Genomic DNA, 18,533 nt, shown 5'->3' on the forward strand with positions numbered 1-18,533 from the left:
TTCAGCCGAGTTTGGCCAGTTGCGGTTTGAGTTTCTCCAGCGTCGCCGTGAATTCGGCAACCCGCTGTTTTTCCTGTTCGACGACGGCCACCGGGGCGCGAGCAACGAAGCCTTCGTTCGAGAGCTTGCCCTGGGCGATGGAAATCTGCTTCTCCAGCTTTTCGATTTCCTTCTTCAGGCGCTCTTTCTCGGCAGCCACGTCGATCTCGACCTTCAGCATCAGGCGCGTCTCGCCGACCACGGCGACCGGTGCCACGGCGTCGGCCGGCATGTCGTCCACGATTTGTACCTCGGAGAGCTTACCCAGAGCTTGCAGGATTGGCGCGAACTCGCGGATTTCATCGCCGCCGCCGGCGACGATCAGCGGCGTGCGCTGGGCCGGGGAAATGCCCATCTCGCCGCGCAGGTTACGGCAGGCGTAGGCCAGGGCCTTCAGACGCTCCACCTTGGCTTCGCTGGCGGTGTCGATCTTGAATTCCTCGGCGCGCGGGTAGGCGGCGAGCATGATCGAATCGTGCGTCTTGCGGCCAGCAATCGGCGCCACGGTTTGCCACAGTTCCTCGGTGATGAACGGAATCAGCGGGTGGGCGAGGCGCAGTACGGCTTCCAGGGTGCGTACCAGCGTGCGGCGGGCGCCGCGCTGCTGGGCGTCGTTGCCAGTCTGGATCTCGACCTTGGCGATTTCCAGGTACCAGTCGCAGAACTCGTCCCAGATGAATTTATAGACGGCCTGGGCAACCAGGTCGAAACGGTAGTCGGTGAAGTGCTGTTCGATTTCCTTTTCGACGCGCTGCAGTTGGCTGACGATCCAGCGATCAGCGAAGCTGAATTCGAGCGGGGCGGATCCGCCGCAAGCCGGGCCGCCCTGCTGGTGTTCGAGGGCCAGATCGTGACCTTCGACGTTCATCAGCACGAAGCGGGTGGCATTCCACAGCTTGTTGCAGAAATTGCGGTAGCCGTCGCAGCGGTTCAGGTCGAACTTGATGTCGCGGCCGGGCGAGGCGAGCGACGCGAAGGTGAAGCGCAGCGCGTCGGTGCCGAAGGCCGGGATGCCCTCCGGGAATTCCTTCTTGGTCTTCTTGGCGATGCTCTCGGCCTGTTTCGGGTTCATCAGGCCGAAGGTGCGCTTCTCGACCAGCGCGTCGATGCCGATGCCGTCGATCAGGTCGATCGGATCAAGCACGTTGCCCTTGGACTTGGACATTTTCTGGCCTTCGCCGTCGCGGATCAGGCCATGCACGTAAACATGCTTGAACGGGATCTTGCCGGTGATGTGCTTGGTCATCATGACCATGCGGGCGACCCAGAAGAAGATGATGTCGAAGCCGGTGACCAGCACGGACGACGGCAGATACTGTTGCAGCACCTGGTTGGCCGCGTCGGTCGCTTCATCGCCGGTCCAGTCCAGCGTCGAGAACGGCCACAGGGCGGACGAATACCAGGTATCGAGCACGTCTTCATCGCGCGTCAGCTGGCCGGCGTAACCGGCCTTGTCGGCCTGCTTGCGGGCTTCTTCCTCGTTCTGGGCGACGAACACCTCGCCATTGACCCCGTACCAGGCCGGAATCTGATGGCCCCACCACAGCTGGCGGGAGATACACCAGTCCTGAATGTTGTTCAGCCATTGGTTGTAGGTATTGACCCAGTTTTCCGGATAGAACTTGATCTCGCCGGAATGGACGACGTCCAGTGCCTGCTCGGTGATCGACTTGCCGTCGGCACCCGGCTTGGACATGGCAACGAACCACTGGTCGGTCAGCATCGGCTCGATGACGACGCCGGTACGGTCACCGCGCGGCACTTTCAGCTTGTGCTTGTCGGTCTTTTCCAGGATGCCGAGCGTTTCCAGATCGGCAACGACGGCCTTGCGGGCGTCGAAGCGGTCGAGGCCGCGGTATTTCTCCGGGGCGGCGTCGTTGATCTTGGCGTCCAGCGTCAGGATCGAGATCATCGGCAGGCCGTGGCGCTGGCCGACGGCGTAGTCGTTGAAGTCGTGCGCCGGCGTGACCTTGACGCAGCCGGTGCCGAATTCGAGATCGACGTAGGAGTCGGCGATGATCGGGATTTCACGCTCGGTCAGCGGCAGCTTCACCATCTTGCCGATCATGTGCTTGTAGCGCTCGTCCTCCGGGTGAACCATCACGGCGGTGTCGCCGAGCATGGTTTCCGGACGGGTGGTGGCGACTACCAGGCTACCCGAGCCGTCGGCCAGCGGGTAGCGGATGTGCCACATGAAGCCGTCTTCTTCCTCCTGCACGACTTCGAGGTCGGAGACGGCGGTGTGCAGCTTCGGGTCCCAGTTCACCAGGCGCTTGCCGCGGTAGATCAGGCCTTCGTTGTAGAGGCGGACGAAAGTTTCGGTGACAACCTTGTTGAGGCCGGCATCCATCGTGAAACGCTCGCGCGTCCAGTCCGGGCTGGTGCCCATGCGGCGCATCTGTTGGGTGATGGTGTTGCCCGAGTATTCCTTCCATTCCCAGACTTTTTCCAGGAACTTCTCGCGGCCGAGGTCGTGGCGCGAAATGCCCTGGGCGTCCAGCTGGCGCTCGACGACGATCTGCGTGGCGATGCCGGCGTGGTCGGTGCCCGGCTGCCACAGCGTGTTGTGACCGCGCATCCGGTAGTAGCGGGTCAGCGCGTCCATGATCGTCTGGTTGAAGCCATGGCCCATGTGCAGCGTGCCGGTGACGTTGGGCGGCGGCAGCAGGATGCAGAAATTGTCTTGCTTGTCGCCGTCTACACCGGCAGCGAAATAATTCTGACCTTCCCAGGCGGGGTACCAGCGGCGTTCGATGTCGACGGGTTCAAAGGCTTTGGCGAGTTCCATGGACTTCTCGGAAAAGGGGGAAACCCGCAATTATACCGGAGCGCCGCTCCGGCTTCGGCGTGATCTCAGCCTCGTCTCAGTCGCGGTGCGGGGCTGCAGCAATCATGGCCTGCTCTGCCAGAAAGTCACGCAAAGTCGATTCGATGATGCGGGGCAGTTCGGTGGCCAGGCGTTGTTCGACGCGACGTGCCAGTTCGCAAGCTAGTTGCTCGTGTAGATCGGCATTGATCGGGGTACGAGTGGGCGTGGTTTCTTGCTGCGAAGCCGCCGTTTCGTGTGAATGGAGGACGGGGGGCTGGGCGACAATGGCGTAGTCGTCGTCAGGCAGCGGCAGTGCGCTCGGGAGGGGGGACTCCTCTATCGTAGAACTGGCCTCGTCAACGAGTACGGGAATGTCATCTTCGTCGTCGATTGCATCGGTCAAAGTCGGTACATCGTCGAATTCGGTCTCCGCCTGGCGCTTGCGGTGCATCAGGGCGTCGGCGCGGGCGAGGATGGGGCTGGGCACGGGAATCCTTTAGCGACCGCTGAGATCGAAGTAGCGGACTTCGTAGCCGCGATCCTTGTAGAACTTGACTCGATCGCGCGCGGCGCTGCGGTCGTCTTCGTCCTGTCCGACCACTTCGATCAGGCTTTCGAAGCGCGAAAAACCCGGCGGAATATCCCGGCTCAGGTTCATCAGACGTTCATCCTGCGAGATGGTGTCGAGCTTGTCGGTGATCAGGATCGGCGTTTCAGCGGCCAGCGGCGAATCGGCACGGCAGTGCGGCACGAAGCTGAGGGCCGAATGGGTCCATAGCATCCGGTCGATGCTGCCGGCGACTTCCGGTTCGGTTGCGTACACCAGCATCGGTTTTTTCTTGGCGTAGGCGCCGCTCAGCAAGGCGCAGGCGGCGGCGATCCGGTCGCTGGCGCCGTGATAGAAGAAGACTTGGGTCAATTGAGCTTGCCCGCGCGTTGCAGGAGGTAATGCGTCAACAGGGGAACCGGCCGTCCGGTGGCCCCCTTGTCGGCACCCGATTTCCAGGCGGTGCCGGCAATGTCGAGGTGAGCCCAGTCGAATTTCTTGGTGAAGCGCGACAGGAAGCAGGCGGCTGAAATGGCACCGCCGTATCGCCCGCCGATATTCGCCATGTCGGCGAAGGGACTCTTCAATAATTCCTGGTAGTCGTCCCACAGTGGCATGTGCCAGGCGCGGTCGTTGGCCTCCTCGCCCGCATCCTGCAGGTCGCGTGCAAGGCCATCCTTGTTGGCGAACAGACCGGTGGCGATGTTGCCCAAGGCAACGACGCAGGCGCCGGTCAGTGTGGCGACATCGATCAGGGTGTCTGGGTCGAAGCGTTCGGCGTAGGTCAGCGCGTCGCACAGGATCAGGCGGCCTTCGGCGTCGGTGTTCAGGATTTCGATGGTCTGGCCGGACATCGAGGTGACGATGTCCCCGGGACGGGTCGCGTTGCCCCCGGGCATGTTTTCGGTGGCCGGAACGATGACGGTCAGGTTGATCGGCAGGGCCATGCGGGCAATGGCTTGCATGGTGCCCAGGACGCTGGCGGCACCGCACATGTCGTATTTCATCTCGTCCATTTCGGCACCCGGTTTCAGCGAAATGCCGCCGGTGTCGAAAGTGACGCCCTTGCCGACCAGTATGATGGGCTTTTCGCTGGTTTTTGCCCCCTTGTAACTGAGCACGATCAGCTTCGGCGGTTGGTGCGAACCCCGTGCGACGGCAAGCAGCGAGTGCATGCCGAGCTTTTCCATGTCGTCGCGCTCAAGGACTTCGCAGTCGAGCTTGAATGCTTTGGCCATGGTCTTCGCCTGTTCGGCCAGATAGCTCGGGTGGCAAACATTGGGCGGCAGGTTGCCGAGCGTCTTGGCCAGTGCCATGCCTTCGGCAATGGCTTGACCCTGATGCATGCCCTCTTCGGCGGGGGCCAGTTCGTTACGACGTTCGACGCTGATCGTCAGCTTGCGCAACGGGCGGCGAATTTCTTCCTTCTTGCTCTTGAATTGATCGAACCTGTAGGTGGCATCCAGCGCTGCAATGACTGTCTGGCGGACGCGCCAGGTGATGCTGCGCTTCCGGACCTGGAGTTCGGTCAGGAAAAGTGTGGCGTCGAAGGCGCCGGTTTCGTTGAGTACCTTGACGGCGGTACGGATGGCGTTGGCGAATTCCTTTTCGCGGAATTCCTTTTCCTTGCCCAAGCCAACCAGCAGGATGCGGTCGCAAAGCGTGGAGGGCACGTTGTGTAGCAGCAGTGTGCTGCCTGCCTTGCCTTCCATGTCGCCACGGCGCACGATGTCGGCAATGTAGCCGCCGGACGCGTTGTCGAGCAATTCTGCCGGGAGGGTCAGTTTCCTCGATTCGAAAACGCCGACGACCACGCAGGCGCTGCGCTGTTTTTCCGGGCTTCCGCTTTTTATGCTAAATTCCACAAGCTGCTCCTGATCAAGGAAATATCAGTATTCGAGGGATTATCCTCGCATTTTTTCGGTTTCGTCAAAGCATGATATTCGAGCGCGCCGCTCGGCGCGAATTTGCCCAGGCAGCTGCCGGCATCAGCGTTGCGCTGCTGGCCATTCTGACCTCGACCCATTTGATTCGTTTGCTCAAGGAAGCAGCGGGCGGCCGCATTGCGCCGGAAGCGGTGGCGTCCTTGCTGGGGTTTTCGGCGCTCAATTTCATGCCTGTTTTGCTGTCATTGACGCTTTTTGTGTCCATTTTGCTCAGTTTGTCCCGTGTTTATCGGGATTCCGAAATGGTGGTCTGGTTTTCTGCGGGTTTGCCGCTGACTGGCTGGATTTCGCCCGTTTTGCGTTTTGCCCTGCCGATCATTCTTGCAATTGCCGCCGTTTCCGGTTTTCTTGCGCCTTGGGCCAATTCCAGTTCGGCCGAGTATCGTGAGCGCCTTTCTGCGCGTAGCGAACTCTCTCAGGTGTCGCCCGGCGCTTTCCGGGAAGTCAAGAAAGGACAGCGGGTATTCTTCGTGGAAGGTGTGGGTGAGGACGGCAGCAATGTCGGTAACGTCTTCGTCGCCTCCTATCAGGAAGGCAGGTTCGGCGTAGTCGTGTCCGATTCGGGCTTTCAGGAAACGGCCGGCAACGGCGACCGTTTTGTCGTCTTGGAGCACGGACGGCGTTACGAGGTGGAGCCGGGTAGTCCGGCTTTCAAGGTCATGGAGTTCGAACGCTACCGGGCGCGGGTCGAGGATGGCGAACCGGCTTCCTCCTCGCTGTCACCAAAGGGTATGCCAATTACCGAGTTGATTCTCGAGGACAGCAACGTCGCTCGTGGCGAACTGCTGTGGCGGATCGGCTTGCCGGTTTCGGCCCTGATCCTGTGCCTTCTGGCCATTCCGCTTTCCTATGTGAATCCGCGGGCCGGGCGCTCGGCCAACATGTTGATCGCGATCCTGATCTACGCCATCTACAATAATCTGCTCTCGGTGAGCCAGGCTTGGGTGGCGCAAGGCAAGCTGTCCTTCTGGGTGGGCGTCTGGGCGGCCCATGCCGTGATGCTTTTGCCGCTGGTGGCGCTGTTCTACAAACGGATCGTCGTGCGCATGCCGTGGCAGCGCTGGGGGCATTGATGTTTCGTCTCAATCTCTACCAGCGCTATCTGATTCGCGAGACATTTGCGTCGGTCTTTCTGGTACTCGCCGCTTTTCTGGCGTTATTTGCTTTCTTTAACTTCATTGACGAACTGCGTAGTGTCGGCAAGGTCGGGTACACGGTGTTTCATGCTGCCTTGTTCGTTGCTTTGGGCATGCCCGGCCTGATTTACGAGTTGATTCCCATTGCGACGTTGATTGGGGCGCTGTATGCCTTATCGACGCTGGCTCGCCATTCGGAAATTACCGTTCTGCGGGCCTCCGGGCTGGCCACGGGCGATTTGCTGAAAACCCTTTTCAGGGCGGCCTTGCTGCTGGCGTTGCTGACTTTTGTGGTGGGTGAAGCCCTGGTCCCCTTCAGCGAGCGGCTGGGACGGGAAATCAGGGCCAAGGCCATGAGCACAGTGATCGCCCAGAGCGGCTTTGATAGCGGTTTGTGGGTCAAGGATGGACGTAGTTTCATCAACATTCGCAGCGCTATGCCAGATGCTCCACTGCAAGGCATCCGCATCTACAAATTCAGCCAGGAAAACCAGCTCGAATCGGTGACGGATGCTCGTCAGGCGGATTTTCAGCTGCCGGATCGATGGATTTTGCAGGATGTTGTCAGAACAGTTCTGGAAGGGGATCTGGCGCGGGTTGAGAAGAGTCCTGACGGCGAGTGGCACTCCAATGTCACGCCGAATCTGTTGGCAGCGTTGATGGTCTCTCCTGAACGCATGTCGCTGATCGGGCTGTTGAATTACACCCGACATCTCAGCGATAACAAGCAAAAAACGGAGCGTTACCAGATCGCGCTCTGGAAAAAATTGCTCTATCCGCTGGCTGCTCTGGTCATGGTGGCACTTGCGCTGCCGTTCGGGTACTCACACAACCGGGTGGGCGGGGTCAGCCTGAAGATATTTGCCGGCGTCATGCTCGGTATTCTCTTCTATGCCTTGAACGGCCTGTCGTCCAATTTGGGGGCGATCAATTCGTGGTCGCCGTTGTTCAGTGCGATGGCGCCGTCGGCCCTGTTTCTGCTCGTTGCGATGGGTATGCTGTGGTGGGTGGAGCGTCGCTGATCAACCGGCGCTGGTAATTCGGGTACCGGCGATCCGGTCATGCAGGAACTGTTTGTCTTTGTCCAGCAAGGCCCATGCAATGCCGACCCCCAGCAGCAGGATGCTGGGCCAGGCAGCGAGGTAGCGCAGTACGGCTTGCAGCGGACGCAACGGCCCGCCACTTTCGTCGACCAGGCGCATTTTCCAGGTTTTCATGGGCAGTGTTTGGCCGCCGTTGAGCCAGCACCAGACAAAATAGACCATCAGCAGTAGCAGGACATGAATCCAGAGCGCCTTGGCGCCAGCGTTCCAGCCAAAACCCGACAGCACGACCTGAGGGAGAAGAAAGCCGATCAGCAGGATGGAAAAAACGACCAGTCCTTCATACAGCATGCAGACGAGGCGTCGTTGCAAGCTTGGTTGTTCGACTGTCATTGGTTTTGCGGGTTGGTGGTGTGAGTTGGGGTGGGAGCTGACTCGGTGCCGGCCGGTGCAGTGACCGGGGTCAGCAGTTTTGACGAGCGGCCGGACTCGCGGACGCGTTGTCGCTCTTCGGGGCTGAGGCTCGAGTAAGCCTCCCACTTCTGTTTGACGACCTGCTTCTGCTCCGTTGGGAGCTGGTTAAAGTCCTTGTAGGTGTCTCGCACCTTGTTGCGTTCGGATGGTGACAGTGTCGCCCACTCCCGCATGCGGTCCTGCATGCGTTGCTGCTCGTCGGGTTTCATCGTCGGGTAGCGGTCGGCGATGCCCAGCCATTTTTTCTTGCGGATGTTCTCCATGCTGTCCCAGTTCTTGGACAGCGGTGCAAGCGTGCTTTTTTGCTGGGCGTTGAGCTGGTTCCATCCCGGTTGCGGCGGTGTGCCGATAATGGCCGTTGTCGGCGGTTCGACGGCGATGGCGGCATTCAGTCCGAGGGTGAGGATCACTCCTCCGGCGAGTCGTCTAATAGCCATTCGAAGAAGTCGTTGTCCAGGAAAGCATCGGGGGGCAGGTCGTCGGTGAGCAGTGCGCTATCCACTTCTTCCAGGGCGGTTACGTATTGAACGCTGTGCCAGTAGAAGGAAATCCACATGCCCAGCAGCAATGCCGCGATGGCAAGAATCTGCTTGAGATAGGGAACGTGCGAGCCCACGCGGAAGGAAGAGATGCCGAAACCGGCCAAGGCCATCTGCGGGGCAGCCTGCTTCTGGCGACTCAGCGCCAGATGACGGGCGGCTTCCAGGCGCCGCGAGGCGGCCGGCGGCATGTCCTTCAATCCGTGGTTCAGCGCTTGCCGAACGCGATATGCATAACGTTCTTCGTTCATAGCTTTATACCTTTTGCCGACAGGGCGGTTGCCAGCGTGTGGGTGGCACGCGAGCAATGGGTCTTGACACTGCCTTCTGAGCAGCCCATCGCCGCTGCGGTCTCAGCGACGTCCATGTCTTCCCAGTAACGCATCAGGAAGGCTTCACGTTGACGTGCCGGCAGCTTTTTTATTTCATCTTCGATCAAATTCAAGGTTTGTGCCTGCAGCAGCTTGCTTTCCGGTGTTTTGGGTCCGGCGTCATCTTCGTCGGCAGCGAGCGTTTCGAGCGGATCGTGGTCGTCGTCCTCGTCCGATGAGAAGGCCGACAGCAGCGTTGTCCACATCGAACGGACTTTGCTGCGCCGATAGTAATCGCGGATGGTGTTCTGCAGGATGCGCTGAAAGAGCATCGGGAATTCGTCGTCCGGCCGGTCGCCGTATTTTTCGGCCAGCTTGAGCATGGCGTCCTGAACGATGTCGAGCGCCGCTTCCTCGTCATGGACGGCAAACATCGCTTGCTTGAAGGCCCGGCGTTCGATCGATTCGAGAAAGCAGGAAAGTTGTTGGGGCGATGCCAGGGTGGTCTCTTCCTAAAGGCCTTGAGCGGTATGGGGATATGCCAGGAAACCTTGACCGAAAATTGGCGGTCGATTAAGGTTACGCCCTTTTAGGCAACAGCTTTTTTGGGCTCAAGAATGATGATCAGCGGTGCAGAAATTGTAATCAGGTGCCTGCAAGAAGAAAAGGTCGATTATGTGTTCGGTTACCCAGGTGGTTCCGTTCTGCATATTTACGACGCCCTTTTCAAGCAGGAGGACGTCAAGCACATCCTGGTTCGCCATGAGCAGGCCGCCGTTCATGCCGCAGACGCCTATTCGCGCTCTTCGCAGAAAGTTGGCGTTGCGCTGGTGACGTCCGGTCCGGGCGTCACCAATACGGTGACCGGCATTGCCACCGCGTACATGGATTCCATCCCGATGGTCGTGCTGTGCGGCCAGGTCCCGACCCAGTACATCGGCCAGGATGCCTTCCAGGAGTGCGATACCGTCGGCATCACCCGCCCCTGCGTCAAGCACAATTTCCTCGTCAAGGACGTCAAGGATCTCGCCTTGACCATCAAGAAGGCCTTTCATATCGCTTCCACCGGCCGTCCCGGCCCGGTCGTCGTCGATATTCCGAAGGACATCACGGCTCAGGTCTGCGAGTTCGACTACCCGAAGTCGGTGCAGATGCGCTCGTACAACCCGGTGGTCAAGGGGCATCTGGGACAGATCAAGAAGGCCGTGCAAATCCTGCAGGAAGCCAAGCGCCCGATCATCTATACCGGCGGCGGCGTGATCCTGTCCGACGCAGCCGAAAAATTGACCACGCTGGCCCGCAAGCTGAATTTCCCGGTGACCAATACCCTGATGGGCTTGGGCGGCTATCCGGCGACCGACAAGCAGTTCGTCGGCATGCTGGGCATGCACGGTACTTTCGAAGCCAACAACGCGATGCATTTCGCCGACGTGATCTTGGCCATCGGCGCCCGTTTCGATGATCGCGTGATCGGCAATCCGGAGCATTTCGGCGAAGAGAAGCGTCGCGTCATCCATATCGACATCGACCCGTCGTCGATTTCCAAGCGCGTCAAGGTCGATGTGCCCATCGTCGGCAATGTGAATGACGTGCTCGACGAAATTCTCAAGCTGATGGACGGCGGTTTCACCGCGGATCCGGAGGTCGCCGACTGGTGGAAGCAGATCGATGAGTGGCGCGGCCGCAACTCGCTGGCCTATCGCCAGTCCGAGCACATCATGCCGCAGTACGTGGTCGAGAAGCTGTATGAAGTGACTGGTGGCGATGCCTTCATCACTTCCGACGTCGGCCAGCACCAGATGTTCGCTGCGCAGTACTACAAGTTCGACAAGCCGCGTCGCTGGATCAACTCCGGTGGCCTGGGCACCATGGGTGTCGGCCTGCCGTACGGCATGGGCGTTCTGCTCGCCAATCCGGGTTCGCAGGTGGCCTGCGTCACCGGCGAGGGCTCGATCCAGATGTGTATTCAGGAGTTGTCGACCTGCAAGCAGTACGAGTTGCCGATCAAGATCATCAACCTGAACAACGGCATGCTGGGCATGGTCCGTCAGTGGCAGGAAATGTTCTACTCCAAGCGGTATTCCCAGTCCTACGTCACGTCGCTGCCGGATTTCGTCAAGCTGGCCGAATCCTACGGTCACGTCGGCATGCGCATCGAGCGACCGGAAGATGTCGAGCCGGCGCTGCGCAAGGCCTTCACGGAGTACAAGGATCGCCTGGTGTTCATGGACTTCATCATCGATCCGGGTGCCAATGTGTTCCCGATGGTGGCAGCGGGCAAGGGCCTGACTGAAATGATCCTCGCCGAAGATATCTGAGCGGGGGAGGAAAAGAAAAAATGCGTCATATCATTTCCATCCTGATTGAAAACGAAGCCGGGGCGCTGTCCCGCGTGGCCGGCCTGTTCTCTGCGCGCGGCTACAACATCGAATCGCTGACCGTGGCGCCGACGGAAGATCCGTCGCTGTCGCGGATGACCATCCTGACCTGGGGCTCCGACGAGGTGCTCGAGCAGATCACCAAGCAGCTCAACAAGCTGGTTGATGTCGTCAAGGTGGTCGATCTCTCCGAGGCTGCGCACGTCGAGCGCGAACTGATGCTGATCAAGGTTCGCGCCACCGGCAAGGATCGCGAAGAGATGAAGCGTATGGCCGATATTTTCCGTGGTCGCATCATCGATGTCACGGAATCGACCTATGTGATCGAACTGACCGGCGCAAGCTCCAAGCTCGACTCCTTCATCGCCGCGCTCGATGCCGGCCTGATTCTCGAAACCGTCCGTACCGGTGTCTGTGGCATCGGTCGCGGCGATCGTATTCTCAAAGTCTAACTATTTGCTCAGAAAGAGGATTTCATGAAAGTTTATTACGACAAGGACGCCGATCTCTCCCTGATCAAGGGCAAGAAGGTCACCATCGTTGGTTACGGCTCGCAGGGCCATGCCCACGCCCAGAACCTGAAGGACTCCGGCGTCAAGGTCACCGTTGGTCTGCGCAAGGATGGCGCTTCCTGGAAGAAGGCCGAAGCTGCTGGTCTGAAGGTTGAGGAAATCGCCAAGGCCGTCAAGGGCGCTGATGTTGTCATGATCCTGTTGCCGGACGAAAACATCCCGCAGGTTTACAACGAAGAAGTCGCGCCGAACCTGAAGAAGGGCGCTGCCCTGGCTTTCGCCCACGGCTTTAACGTGCATTACAACCAGGTCGTGCCGCGCGCCGACGTGGACGTCATCATGGTCGCGCCGAAGGGCCCGGGCCACACCGTGCGTTCCGAGTACCTGAAGGGTGGCGGTGTGCCGTCCCTGATCGCCATCTACCAAGACAAGTCCGGCAAGGCCAAGGACATCGCCCTGTCCTACGCGGCTGCCAATGGCGGCACCAAGGGTGGCGTCATCGAGACCAACTTCCGTGAAGAAACCGAAACCGACCTGTTCGGTGAGCAAGCCGTTCTGTGCGGCGGTGCCGTCGAGCTGGTCAAGATGGGCTTCGAAACCTTGGTTGAAGCCGGCTACGCTCCGGAAATGGCCTACTTCGAGTGCCTGCACGAACTGAAGCTGATCGTCGACCTGATGTACGAAGGTGGTATCGCCAACATGAACTACTCGATCTCGAACAACGCCGAGTACGGCGAGTACGTGACGGGTCCGGAAGTCATCAACGAGCAGTCGCGCGTCGCCATGCGCAATGCCCTGAAGCGCATCCAGACCGGCGAATACGCCAAGATGTTCATCCTTGAAGGTCGTACCAACTATCCTTCGATGACTGCCCGTCGTCGCCTGAACGCCGTGCACCCGATCGAAACGGTCGGTGGCCAGCTGCGCGACATGATGCCGTGGATCAAGAAGAACAAACTGGTTGACCAGTCCAAGAACTAAGCAGGTCTCTAGCTTGGTGGCCGCTCTGCGCCCGCGCAGTTGAGGCTGCCTTCGCTTCGGGCGGTGTGGGAAACTGCACCGCCCTTGTTGTTTGCGGATTTCGATGCTTTCCGGGTGTATCCTCTGCAGGTTGCCCGTTCATATCAGCCCCATGACCGAACTCAAACCCCGTAAGTCGCTGTTCAACCCAGAAGTCAAGCGGCGCGGCATTTACGTGCTGCCCAACCTGTTCACAACGGCTGCCTTGTTTGCCGGCTTTTTCGCCATCGTTCAGGCGATGCAGGGCGATTTTGCCCGGGCCGCCATGGCCATTTTCATCGCCATGGTGCTCGATGGCCTGGATGGTCGGGTGGCCCGACTGACCAATACCCAGTCGGCGTTTGGCGCCGAATACGATTCGCTGTCCGACATGGTCAGCTTTGGCGCAGCACCGGCGCTGGTCATGTACGAATGGGCCTTGCGCGATCTTGGTCGGCTGGGCTGGATCGCGGCTTTCATCTACTGCGCAGGTGCCGCCTTGCGCCTGGCCCGTTTCAATACCACGCTCGAAGTCATGGACAAGCGCTATTTCCAGGGCCTGCCGTCTCCGGCCGCCGCGGCGCTGGTAGCCGGCCTGGTCTGGGTGATGATCGAGACGGGCGTGGCCGGTAGCGACGTGCGCTGGTTTGCCTGCGTGCTGACGATATTTGCCGGGGTAACCATGGTGTCCAACATCCGCTTTTATAGTTTCAAGGACATCAATCTGAAGAAGAGCGTGCCGTTCTTCGTAATCGCCGCTATTGCCCTCGGTTTTGCGCTGGTTGCCTACAGCCCGGAAATTGCCTTGTTCGGTTTCTTTGTCCTCTATGGCCTGTCCGGTTATGTTCAGGCGGCTATCGGCCTGCTCAAGCGCAAGCCCCAGTAATTCCCGGAGATCCCATGAAACAGCATCTGGTAATTTTCGATACGACCCTGCGCGACGGCGAACAGAGTCCGGGCGCGTCGATGACCAAGGAGGAGAAGATCCGCGTTGCCCGCCAGCTGGAGAAAATGCGGGTCGATGTGATCGAGGCGGGTTTTGCCGCCGCTTCTCCCGGTGATTTCGATTCCATCCACTCCATTGCTCAGGCGATCAAGGATTCGACCGTCTGCTCCTTGGCTCGTGCCAACGAGAACGATATCAATCGTGCCGGCGAAGCGATCAAGCCGGCCAAGTCGGGACGTATCCACACGTTCATCGCGACTTCGCCCATCCACATGGAGAAGAAGCTGCGCATGACGCCGGACCAGGTGGTTGAGCAGGCGGTCAAATCCATCGGCTGGGCGCGGCAATACACCGATGACATCGAGTTTTCGGCGGAGGATGCCGGTCGTTCGGAAATCGATTTCCTGTGCCGTATCTTCGAGGCAGTGATCAAGGCCGGTGCCAAGACGATCAACGTACCGGACACGGTGGGTTATGCCATTCCCTTCCAATACGCCGAAACCATGCGCCAGCTGATCGAGCGCGTGCCGAATTCGGACAAGGTTGTCTGGTCGGTGCATTGCCACAATGACCTCGGGCTGGCGGTATCCAATTCGCTGGCCGCCGTTCTGGCCGGGGCGCGCCAGGTCGAGTGTACGATCAATGGTCTGGGCGAGCGGGCCGGTAATGCAGCGCTCGAAGAGATCGTCATGGCGGTACGCACCCGTCCGGATATCTTCCCGGTTGAAACCCGTGTCGACACGACGCAGATTGTCCCGGCCTCCAAGCTGGTGTCGCAGATCACCGGCTATCCGGTACAGCCGAACAAGGCCGTGGTCGGTGCCAATGCCTTTGCGCACGAGTCGGGTATCCATCAGGACGGCGTGCTCAAGCATCGCGAAACCTACGAGATCATGCGGGCCCAGGATGTGGGCTGGAGCCAGAACAAGCTGGTGCTCGGCAAACACTCTGGCCGCAATGCCTTCAAGACGCGTCTGCAGGAACTGGGTATCGAGCTGGAAAGCGACGAGGTGCTGAATGCCGCCTTTGCCCGCTTCAAGGAACTGGCCGACCGCAAACATGAGATTTTCGATGAAGATCTGCATGCCTTGGTTTCCGAGGAGGTCGTGACGCCGGATCAGGAACACTACAAGCTGGTTTACTCGCACGTCTGTTCGGAAACCGGCGAAATGCCCTTTGCCAAGGTCATCCTGAATGTCGGCGGCGTCGAGAAAAAGGGTGAAGCCAGTGGTGGCGGTCCGGTCGATGCAACCTTCAAGGCGATCGAGACTATCGTCGGCAGCGGTGCCGAACTGCTGCTGTACTCGGTCAATGCCATCACGACCGGTACCGATGCGCAGGGCGAGGTGACGACGCGACTGTCCAAGGATGATCGCATCGTCAATGGCAATGGTGCCGATACCGACATCGTGATCGCTTCGGCACGCTCTTACCTGAACGCGTTGAACAAGCTGCACTCCAGCCTGGACAAGGTAAAGGCCCAGGGCGACGTCTGAGTTCCCTCGGCGAGCACGCGATGAAAAGCCGCTTCAGTTCGACTGGGCGGCTTTTTCTTTGACCGGCGGCAAGCGCGTGGCGCGGATGTAGAGAACAACTGATACGAAGAGCACCGCCGACAGCAGCGTTTCGCCGGCAGCCAGCCATTGCGACAATCCTGTGTCGCTGGTGGCTCGGGTGGTGCCCTCGAGCAGGTAGAACTGGATGAACAGCGACAGCCACTTGTAGGTGTAGCGCTTGCCGCGGAGGATGCCGAAGAGCGGAAGCAGCAGCAGGGCGCCCTTGAGGATCATCCAGGAGCCTCCTGGTTTGAGCGGGGCGAGCCAGCCTTCCCAGGCGAGGCAGAGCGCGATGAGTAGAATCAGGCTGGCGCTGGCAATGGTTTGATAGCGTTGTTGGACGTTCACGGGCAATTCAGTTTCTCGGTCAGAAGGGCCAGGCGCTTGCCCAAGGCAAAGGCCAGGCGGCTTTCTTCATTGGATAGTTGCGGGTTGCCGGATGGTCCGGCGACATGGCTGGCGCCATAGGGCGTTCCGCCCGTCGTGGTTGCCGTCAGATCAGGCTCGGTAAAGGGCAGGCCCATGACCAGCATGCCGTGATGCAGCAAGGGAAGTGTCATCGACAGGAGGGTTGCCTCGTTGCCGCCGTGCTGGCTGCCGCTCGAGGTGAAAACACAGGCCGGTTTGCCGGCCAGCGTACCGTTCTGCCACGCGGCGACGGTGCTATCCCAGAAGTATTTCATCGGGGCCGCCATGTTGCCGAAGCGAACCGGGCTGCCCAGGGCAAGTGCGGCGCATTCCTGCAAATCGGAAAGCTCGACGTAGGGCGCGCCGGAGTCAGGGATCGTCGGCTCTGTCGCCTCGCATACCGCAGAGATGCGGGGAACGGTGCGTAAACGAGCCTGCATGCCCGGAACGGCCTCGATGCCGTTGGCAATGCGTTCGGCCAGGGCTCGAAGCGAGCCGCGACGGCTGTAATAGAGGATGAGAATGTCTTGCATGGTCGGCTATTATACGGTCCCATGCAAAAGCGTCCCCGGTCGCGATCGGCCAACTCCAGTCCTGCCGGCCCGGTCGGCATCTTTCGCCGCTTCCTCAGCGAAAACATGATGCAGACCAGTTCGGCCCTCGCGTTCACGACACTGATGGCATTGGTGCCTCTTGTCGCCGTGGTGCTGGCCGTTGCCGGAGCGATCCCATTTTTCGACGTCCTGGTCGGTCGGCTCGACCTGCTGGTTCGCGAGGCCCTGCTGCCCAGCGGCGCGGCGGGGGCAATTGCCGGCAATATTGGAAAGTTTTCCCAAAAGGCGCAGCAGCTTACCCTGGCGGGTATCGGCCTCCTGGGTGTCACGGCTTTCCTGTTGATGAACACTATCGAGCGGGCATTCAACCATCTTTGGCAGGTCAGGCCACGCCCGTTTCTTGCGCGTATTCGCCTCTATGCCTTCGTGATGATGGTCTGGCCGTTCGTCCTCGGCGCGGTGGCCGGCGTCATGTCGTTTGCCGTCACAACCTCCCTGGGTTTGTTCGACGAGTCGCTCTGGGTGCGTCGAATGGCGTTGAAGGGAGTGGCGATGCTGCTGCTCGGGCTGTTCTTCTCGTTTCTGTACTACGCGGTTCCCAATGCGCAGGTTCCCCGGCGCGCGGCCGTGATCGGCGGGGTGTTTGCGGCACTGGCTTTCTCGGTGATGCAAAAAGGCTTCGAGATGTTCCTGGTCGGCTCGGCGACCCTGAAGAGCATCTATGGGGCGTTTGCCGTGTTTCCGGTATTCCTCGTTTGGCTCCACCTGTCCTGGGCGGTGGTGCTCTTCGGCGGGCTGATCGTGGCTACGATGAGCCGTCCGGCGAAACGCTGAAGATTTCCACCGAACTGGTTTGTTCGCGCAATTCGTCGGCTTGCAGTTCGCGAATGCTCAGGTTTTCTTCTTCCTGCAGCACGACGATGTGCCGCGCATTTTCCCGGATGAGCCCAGGGGGAACAATCAGCGATTGCTTGGGATGCAGCGGCGGGGTGGCGGGCAGGATCAGTGCCGGTACCTTGCTGGCATCGAGATCGAATGGATGTGCTACTTCTACCGAGATGGCCTTGGGGGCGAGTAGCTGCAATCCGAGTTCGATATGCTCGGGATTTTCGGAAATGGCCCAGCGGATGATGCAGATGTGCCAAATCTGGGGACTCTCGGCTTGCTCGCTACTCGCCTGCAAAGCCACGATGTCGCCAACCCGGACGTCGTGGGTCTGTCCGGACATGTGCATCAGCGCATAGCCTTCCGGGCTTTCGTTGGTGACCATCCACTCGCTTTGCTCAACCCGCGTTTCCGGGGTTTTCATCAAATGCCAAAGGTTGCCCAGGCCGGAACTTAGCTGGGCGCGATACGATTGCCGCCGTCGGGGGAAGCGGCGTTTGGCGGGGTGGCCCCAAAGCTGGTTCAGGCGGAGCAGGACGCCCGGCCCGGCGTGGGTGTCGGCAAATCGCGGCAAGCCGATGTCCTGTGCATCCACGCCCTTGAGGAGTCCGGCCCGATGCTCGAGTGCCAGTTCGGCCAGTGCGTCGCAGGAAAAATACAACACCTCGGATTCCGGACTGGGGATGCGGCGGATCAATGCATGGGCCGGGAAGTCCTTGTCCGGATCGATCCAGAAAATTCCCCGGGCATCGAGAGGGGGTGTGTCGAGCAGGGCGACGTCGGGTGTGCACGTGTCGATATACTCGCTGATGAACTCAAGTTCGTCGGCGGAAAAGGATACCGGCTGGGCAATGGCGGATAGCAGGATGGAGGTGTAGATGCGTCGTATGCTCGGTCCGGAATGGGGGCCTGGAAATTCGTCCAGGCCGAGCCGGCGGGCTGTGCGGAAGGCGGCATGCAACTGCTGCCACAATCCGATCGGCATCGGCGAGGCGATCATGTGGGCAATGCGAACCTGCCAGGATATGGCGTGCATGGCGCGGCGCAGCGACATGTGCGGCATGCGGGGTGCGTTGTCGCCCTGGGGGTCGAAAAGATCAGCCAGGGTGTTGAAATAATCCTGGGTCAGCGTCTCAAGAACATCGAGTAGCGTTCGTACTCTTTGCCGAAGCTTCCGGGGGATCGGCAGGCTGATTTTGTTCAGCTGTGGCAGCTCGGCCTTGGTGTAGCGCTCGGCCTGACCGAAGAGCAGGTCGAGTAACTTGAGCCGCTGCGGGCCGGGTATCGGCGTGTCGCGCAGGCGGATCAGCTGACGATGCAACTGCTCGCCGTCTTCCGTTCCGGAGGAGCCGTGCGCCAAGGCGAGCCATTCGAGAATGCCCTTGATATTGGCTTCCGGAGTGGTTGCCGAAGAATTGTCCTTTGCTCTGTTCATCGCAGCGGAGGATAGC

At 59.9% G+C, this 18,533-nt stretch carries 19 protein-coding genes; 8 read left to right on the forward strand and 11 right to left on the reverse strand.

Translation table 11 applies throughout. The annotated features are described in order from the left end of the window. Position 1 precedes the first annotated feature (1 nt). From F1002_RS13210 to F1002_RS13225, 4 genes are all read right to left on the reverse strand, one after another. Positions 2-2,827: a valine--tRNA ligase gene (locus tag F1002_RS13210; protein WP_150429510.1), complete on the reverse strand. Its 2,826-nt coding sequence runs from the start codon at positions 2,825-2,827 to the stop codon at positions 2-4. A 76-nt stretch (positions 2,828-2,903) separates the two neighbouring features. Beyond that, positions 2,904-3,335 (reverse strand): hypothetical protein, encoded by a 432-nt coding sequence (locus tag F1002_RS13215; RefSeq protein WP_150429511.1) that lies wholly within the window; start codon positions 3,333-3,335, stop codon positions 2,904-2,906. A 9-nt stretch (positions 3,336-3,344) separates the two neighbouring features. Beyond that, positions 3,345-3,767: a DNA polymerase III subunit chi gene (locus F1002_RS13220; protein WP_150429512.1), complete on the reverse strand. Its 423-nt coding sequence runs from the start codon at positions 3,765-3,767 to the stop codon at positions 3,345-3,347. Further along, a complete protein-coding gene (locus tag F1002_RS13225) occupies positions 3,764-5,260 on the reverse strand; it encodes a leucyl aminopeptidase (RefSeq protein WP_150429513.1) in 1,497 nt (498 codons plus the stop codon). The genes F1002_RS13220 and F1002_RS13225 overlap by 4 nt, the downstream gene beginning before the upstream one ends. Positions 5,261-5,331: 71 nt before the next feature. Between F1002_RS13225 and lptF the strand changes: the two genes are divergently transcribed. Both lptF and lptG read left to right on the forward strand, forming a co-directional pair. Further along, a complete protein-coding gene (gene lptF / locus F1002_RS13230; RefSeq protein ID WP_150429514.1) occupies positions 5,332-6,414 on the forward strand; it encodes an LPS export ABC transporter permease LptF in 1,083 nt (360 codons plus the stop codon). Beyond that, a complete protein-coding gene (gene lptG, locus F1002_RS13235; protein ID WP_191090405.1) occupies positions 6,414-7,499 on the forward strand; it encodes an LPS export ABC transporter permease LptG in 1,086 nt (361 codons plus the stop codon). Before lptF ends, lptG begins: the two co-directional genes overlap by 1 nt. Here lptG and F1002_RS13240 read toward each other — a convergent pair whose 3' ends face one another. Genes F1002_RS13240 through F1002_RS13255 form a run of 4 tightly spaced genes read right to left on the reverse strand, consistent with a single transcriptional unit; the run spans position 7,500 to position 9,344 of the window. Next, entirely contained in the window at positions 7,500-7,913 is a 414-nt protein-coding gene (locus F1002_RS13240) for an RDD family protein (RefSeq protein ID WP_150429515.1), read from the reverse strand. It lies immediately after the preceding gene. After that, the gene (locus F1002_RS13245; protein ID WP_223879594.1) at positions 7,910-8,404 is read right to left on the reverse strand and encodes a DUF3106 domain-containing protein; all 495 of its coding nucleotides are present in this window, start codon (positions 8,402-8,404) and stop codon (positions 7,910-7,912) included. Before F1002_RS13245 ends, F1002_RS13240 begins: the two co-directional genes overlap by 4 nt. Beyond that, positions 8,401-8,784, reverse strand: coding sequence for a DUF3619 family protein (locus tag F1002_RS13250; RefSeq protein ID WP_150429517.1), 384 nt, complete (start codon positions 8,782-8,784; stop codon positions 8,401-8,403). The genes F1002_RS13245 and F1002_RS13250 overlap by 4 nt, the downstream gene beginning before the upstream one ends. Further along, entirely contained in the window at positions 8,781-9,344 is a 564-nt protein-coding gene (locus F1002_RS13255; protein ID WP_150429518.1) for an RNA polymerase sigma factor, read from the reverse strand. Before F1002_RS13255 ends, F1002_RS13250 begins: the two co-directional genes overlap by 4 nt. A 117-nt stretch (positions 9,345-9,461) precedes the next feature. Between F1002_RS13255 and ilvB the strand changes: the two genes are divergently transcribed. The 5 genes from ilvB to F1002_RS13280 all read left to right on the forward strand — a co-directional run bounded on the left by ilvB (position 9,462) and on the right by F1002_RS13280 (position 15,175). Then, positions 9,462-11,162: a biosynthetic-type acetolactate synthase large subunit gene (ilvB, locus tag F1002_RS13260; RefSeq protein ID WP_150429519.1), complete on the forward strand. Its 1,701-nt coding sequence runs from the start codon at positions 9,462-9,464 to the stop codon at positions 11,160-11,162. A 20-nt stretch (positions 11,163-11,182) separates the two neighbouring features. Continuing rightward, positions 11,183-11,674 (forward strand): acetolactate synthase small subunit, encoded by a 492-nt coding sequence (gene ilvN / locus F1002_RS13265; RefSeq protein WP_027459068.1) that lies wholly within the window; start codon positions 11,183-11,185, stop codon positions 11,672-11,674. A gap of 24 nt (positions 11,675-11,698) precedes the next feature. Then, positions 11,699-12,715, forward strand: coding sequence for a ketol-acid reductoisomerase (gene ilvC / locus F1002_RS13270; protein WP_150429520.1), 1,017 nt, complete (start codon positions 11,699-11,701; stop codon positions 12,713-12,715). Between the two features lie 151 nt (positions 12,716-12,866). Further along, positions 12,867-13,619 (forward strand): CDP-diacylglycerol--serine O-phosphatidyltransferase, encoded by a 753-nt coding sequence (pssA, locus tag F1002_RS13275; protein WP_150429521.1) that lies wholly within the window; start codon positions 12,867-12,869, stop codon positions 13,617-13,619. A 14-nt stretch (positions 13,620-13,633) separates the two neighbouring features. Next, on the forward strand, positions 13,634-15,175 hold the full coding sequence (locus tag F1002_RS13280) for a 2-isopropylmalate synthase (protein ID WP_150429522.1): 1,542 nt from the start codon (positions 13,634-13,636) through the stop codon (positions 15,173-15,175). A gap of 33 nt (positions 15,176-15,208) precedes the next feature. Here the strand turns inward: F1002_RS13280 and F1002_RS13285 are convergent, their stop codons facing one another. After that, positions 15,209-15,583, reverse strand: a complete 375-nt coding sequence (locus tag F1002_RS13285; protein ID WP_191090406.1) for a DUF2069 domain-containing protein — start codon at positions 15,581-15,583, stop codon at positions 15,209-15,211. Then, complete coding sequence (gene wrbA / locus F1002_RS13290) at positions 15,580-16,176, reverse strand: NAD(P)H:quinone oxidoreductase (RefSeq protein WP_150429523.1); 597 nt, start codon at positions 16,174-16,176, stop codon at positions 15,580-15,582. Before wrbA ends, F1002_RS13285 begins: the two co-directional genes overlap by 4 nt. A gap of 21 nt (positions 16,177-16,197) precedes the next feature. On the opposite strand from wrbA, the gene F1002_RS13295 reads away from it, so the two are divergent. Beyond that, positions 16,198-17,031: a YihY family inner membrane protein gene (locus F1002_RS13295; protein WP_150429524.1), complete on the forward strand. Its 834-nt coding sequence runs from the start codon at positions 16,198-16,200 to the stop codon at positions 17,029-17,031. Here F1002_RS13295 and F1002_RS13300 read toward each other — a convergent pair. Continuing rightward, on the reverse strand, positions 17,003-18,517 hold the full coding sequence (locus F1002_RS13300) for a hypothetical protein (RefSeq protein WP_150429525.1): 1,515 nt from the start codon (positions 18,515-18,517) through the stop codon (positions 17,003-17,005). The two genes, F1002_RS13295 and F1002_RS13300, sit on opposite strands and share 29 nt — an antisense overlap. Between the last annotated feature and the right edge of the window lie 16 nt (positions 18,518-18,533).

This window comes from Dechloromonas sp. CZR5 (assembly GCF_008711155.1).
Classification (GTDB): Bacteria; Pseudomonadota; Gammaproteobacteria; order Burkholderiales; family Rhodocyclaceae; genus Azonexus.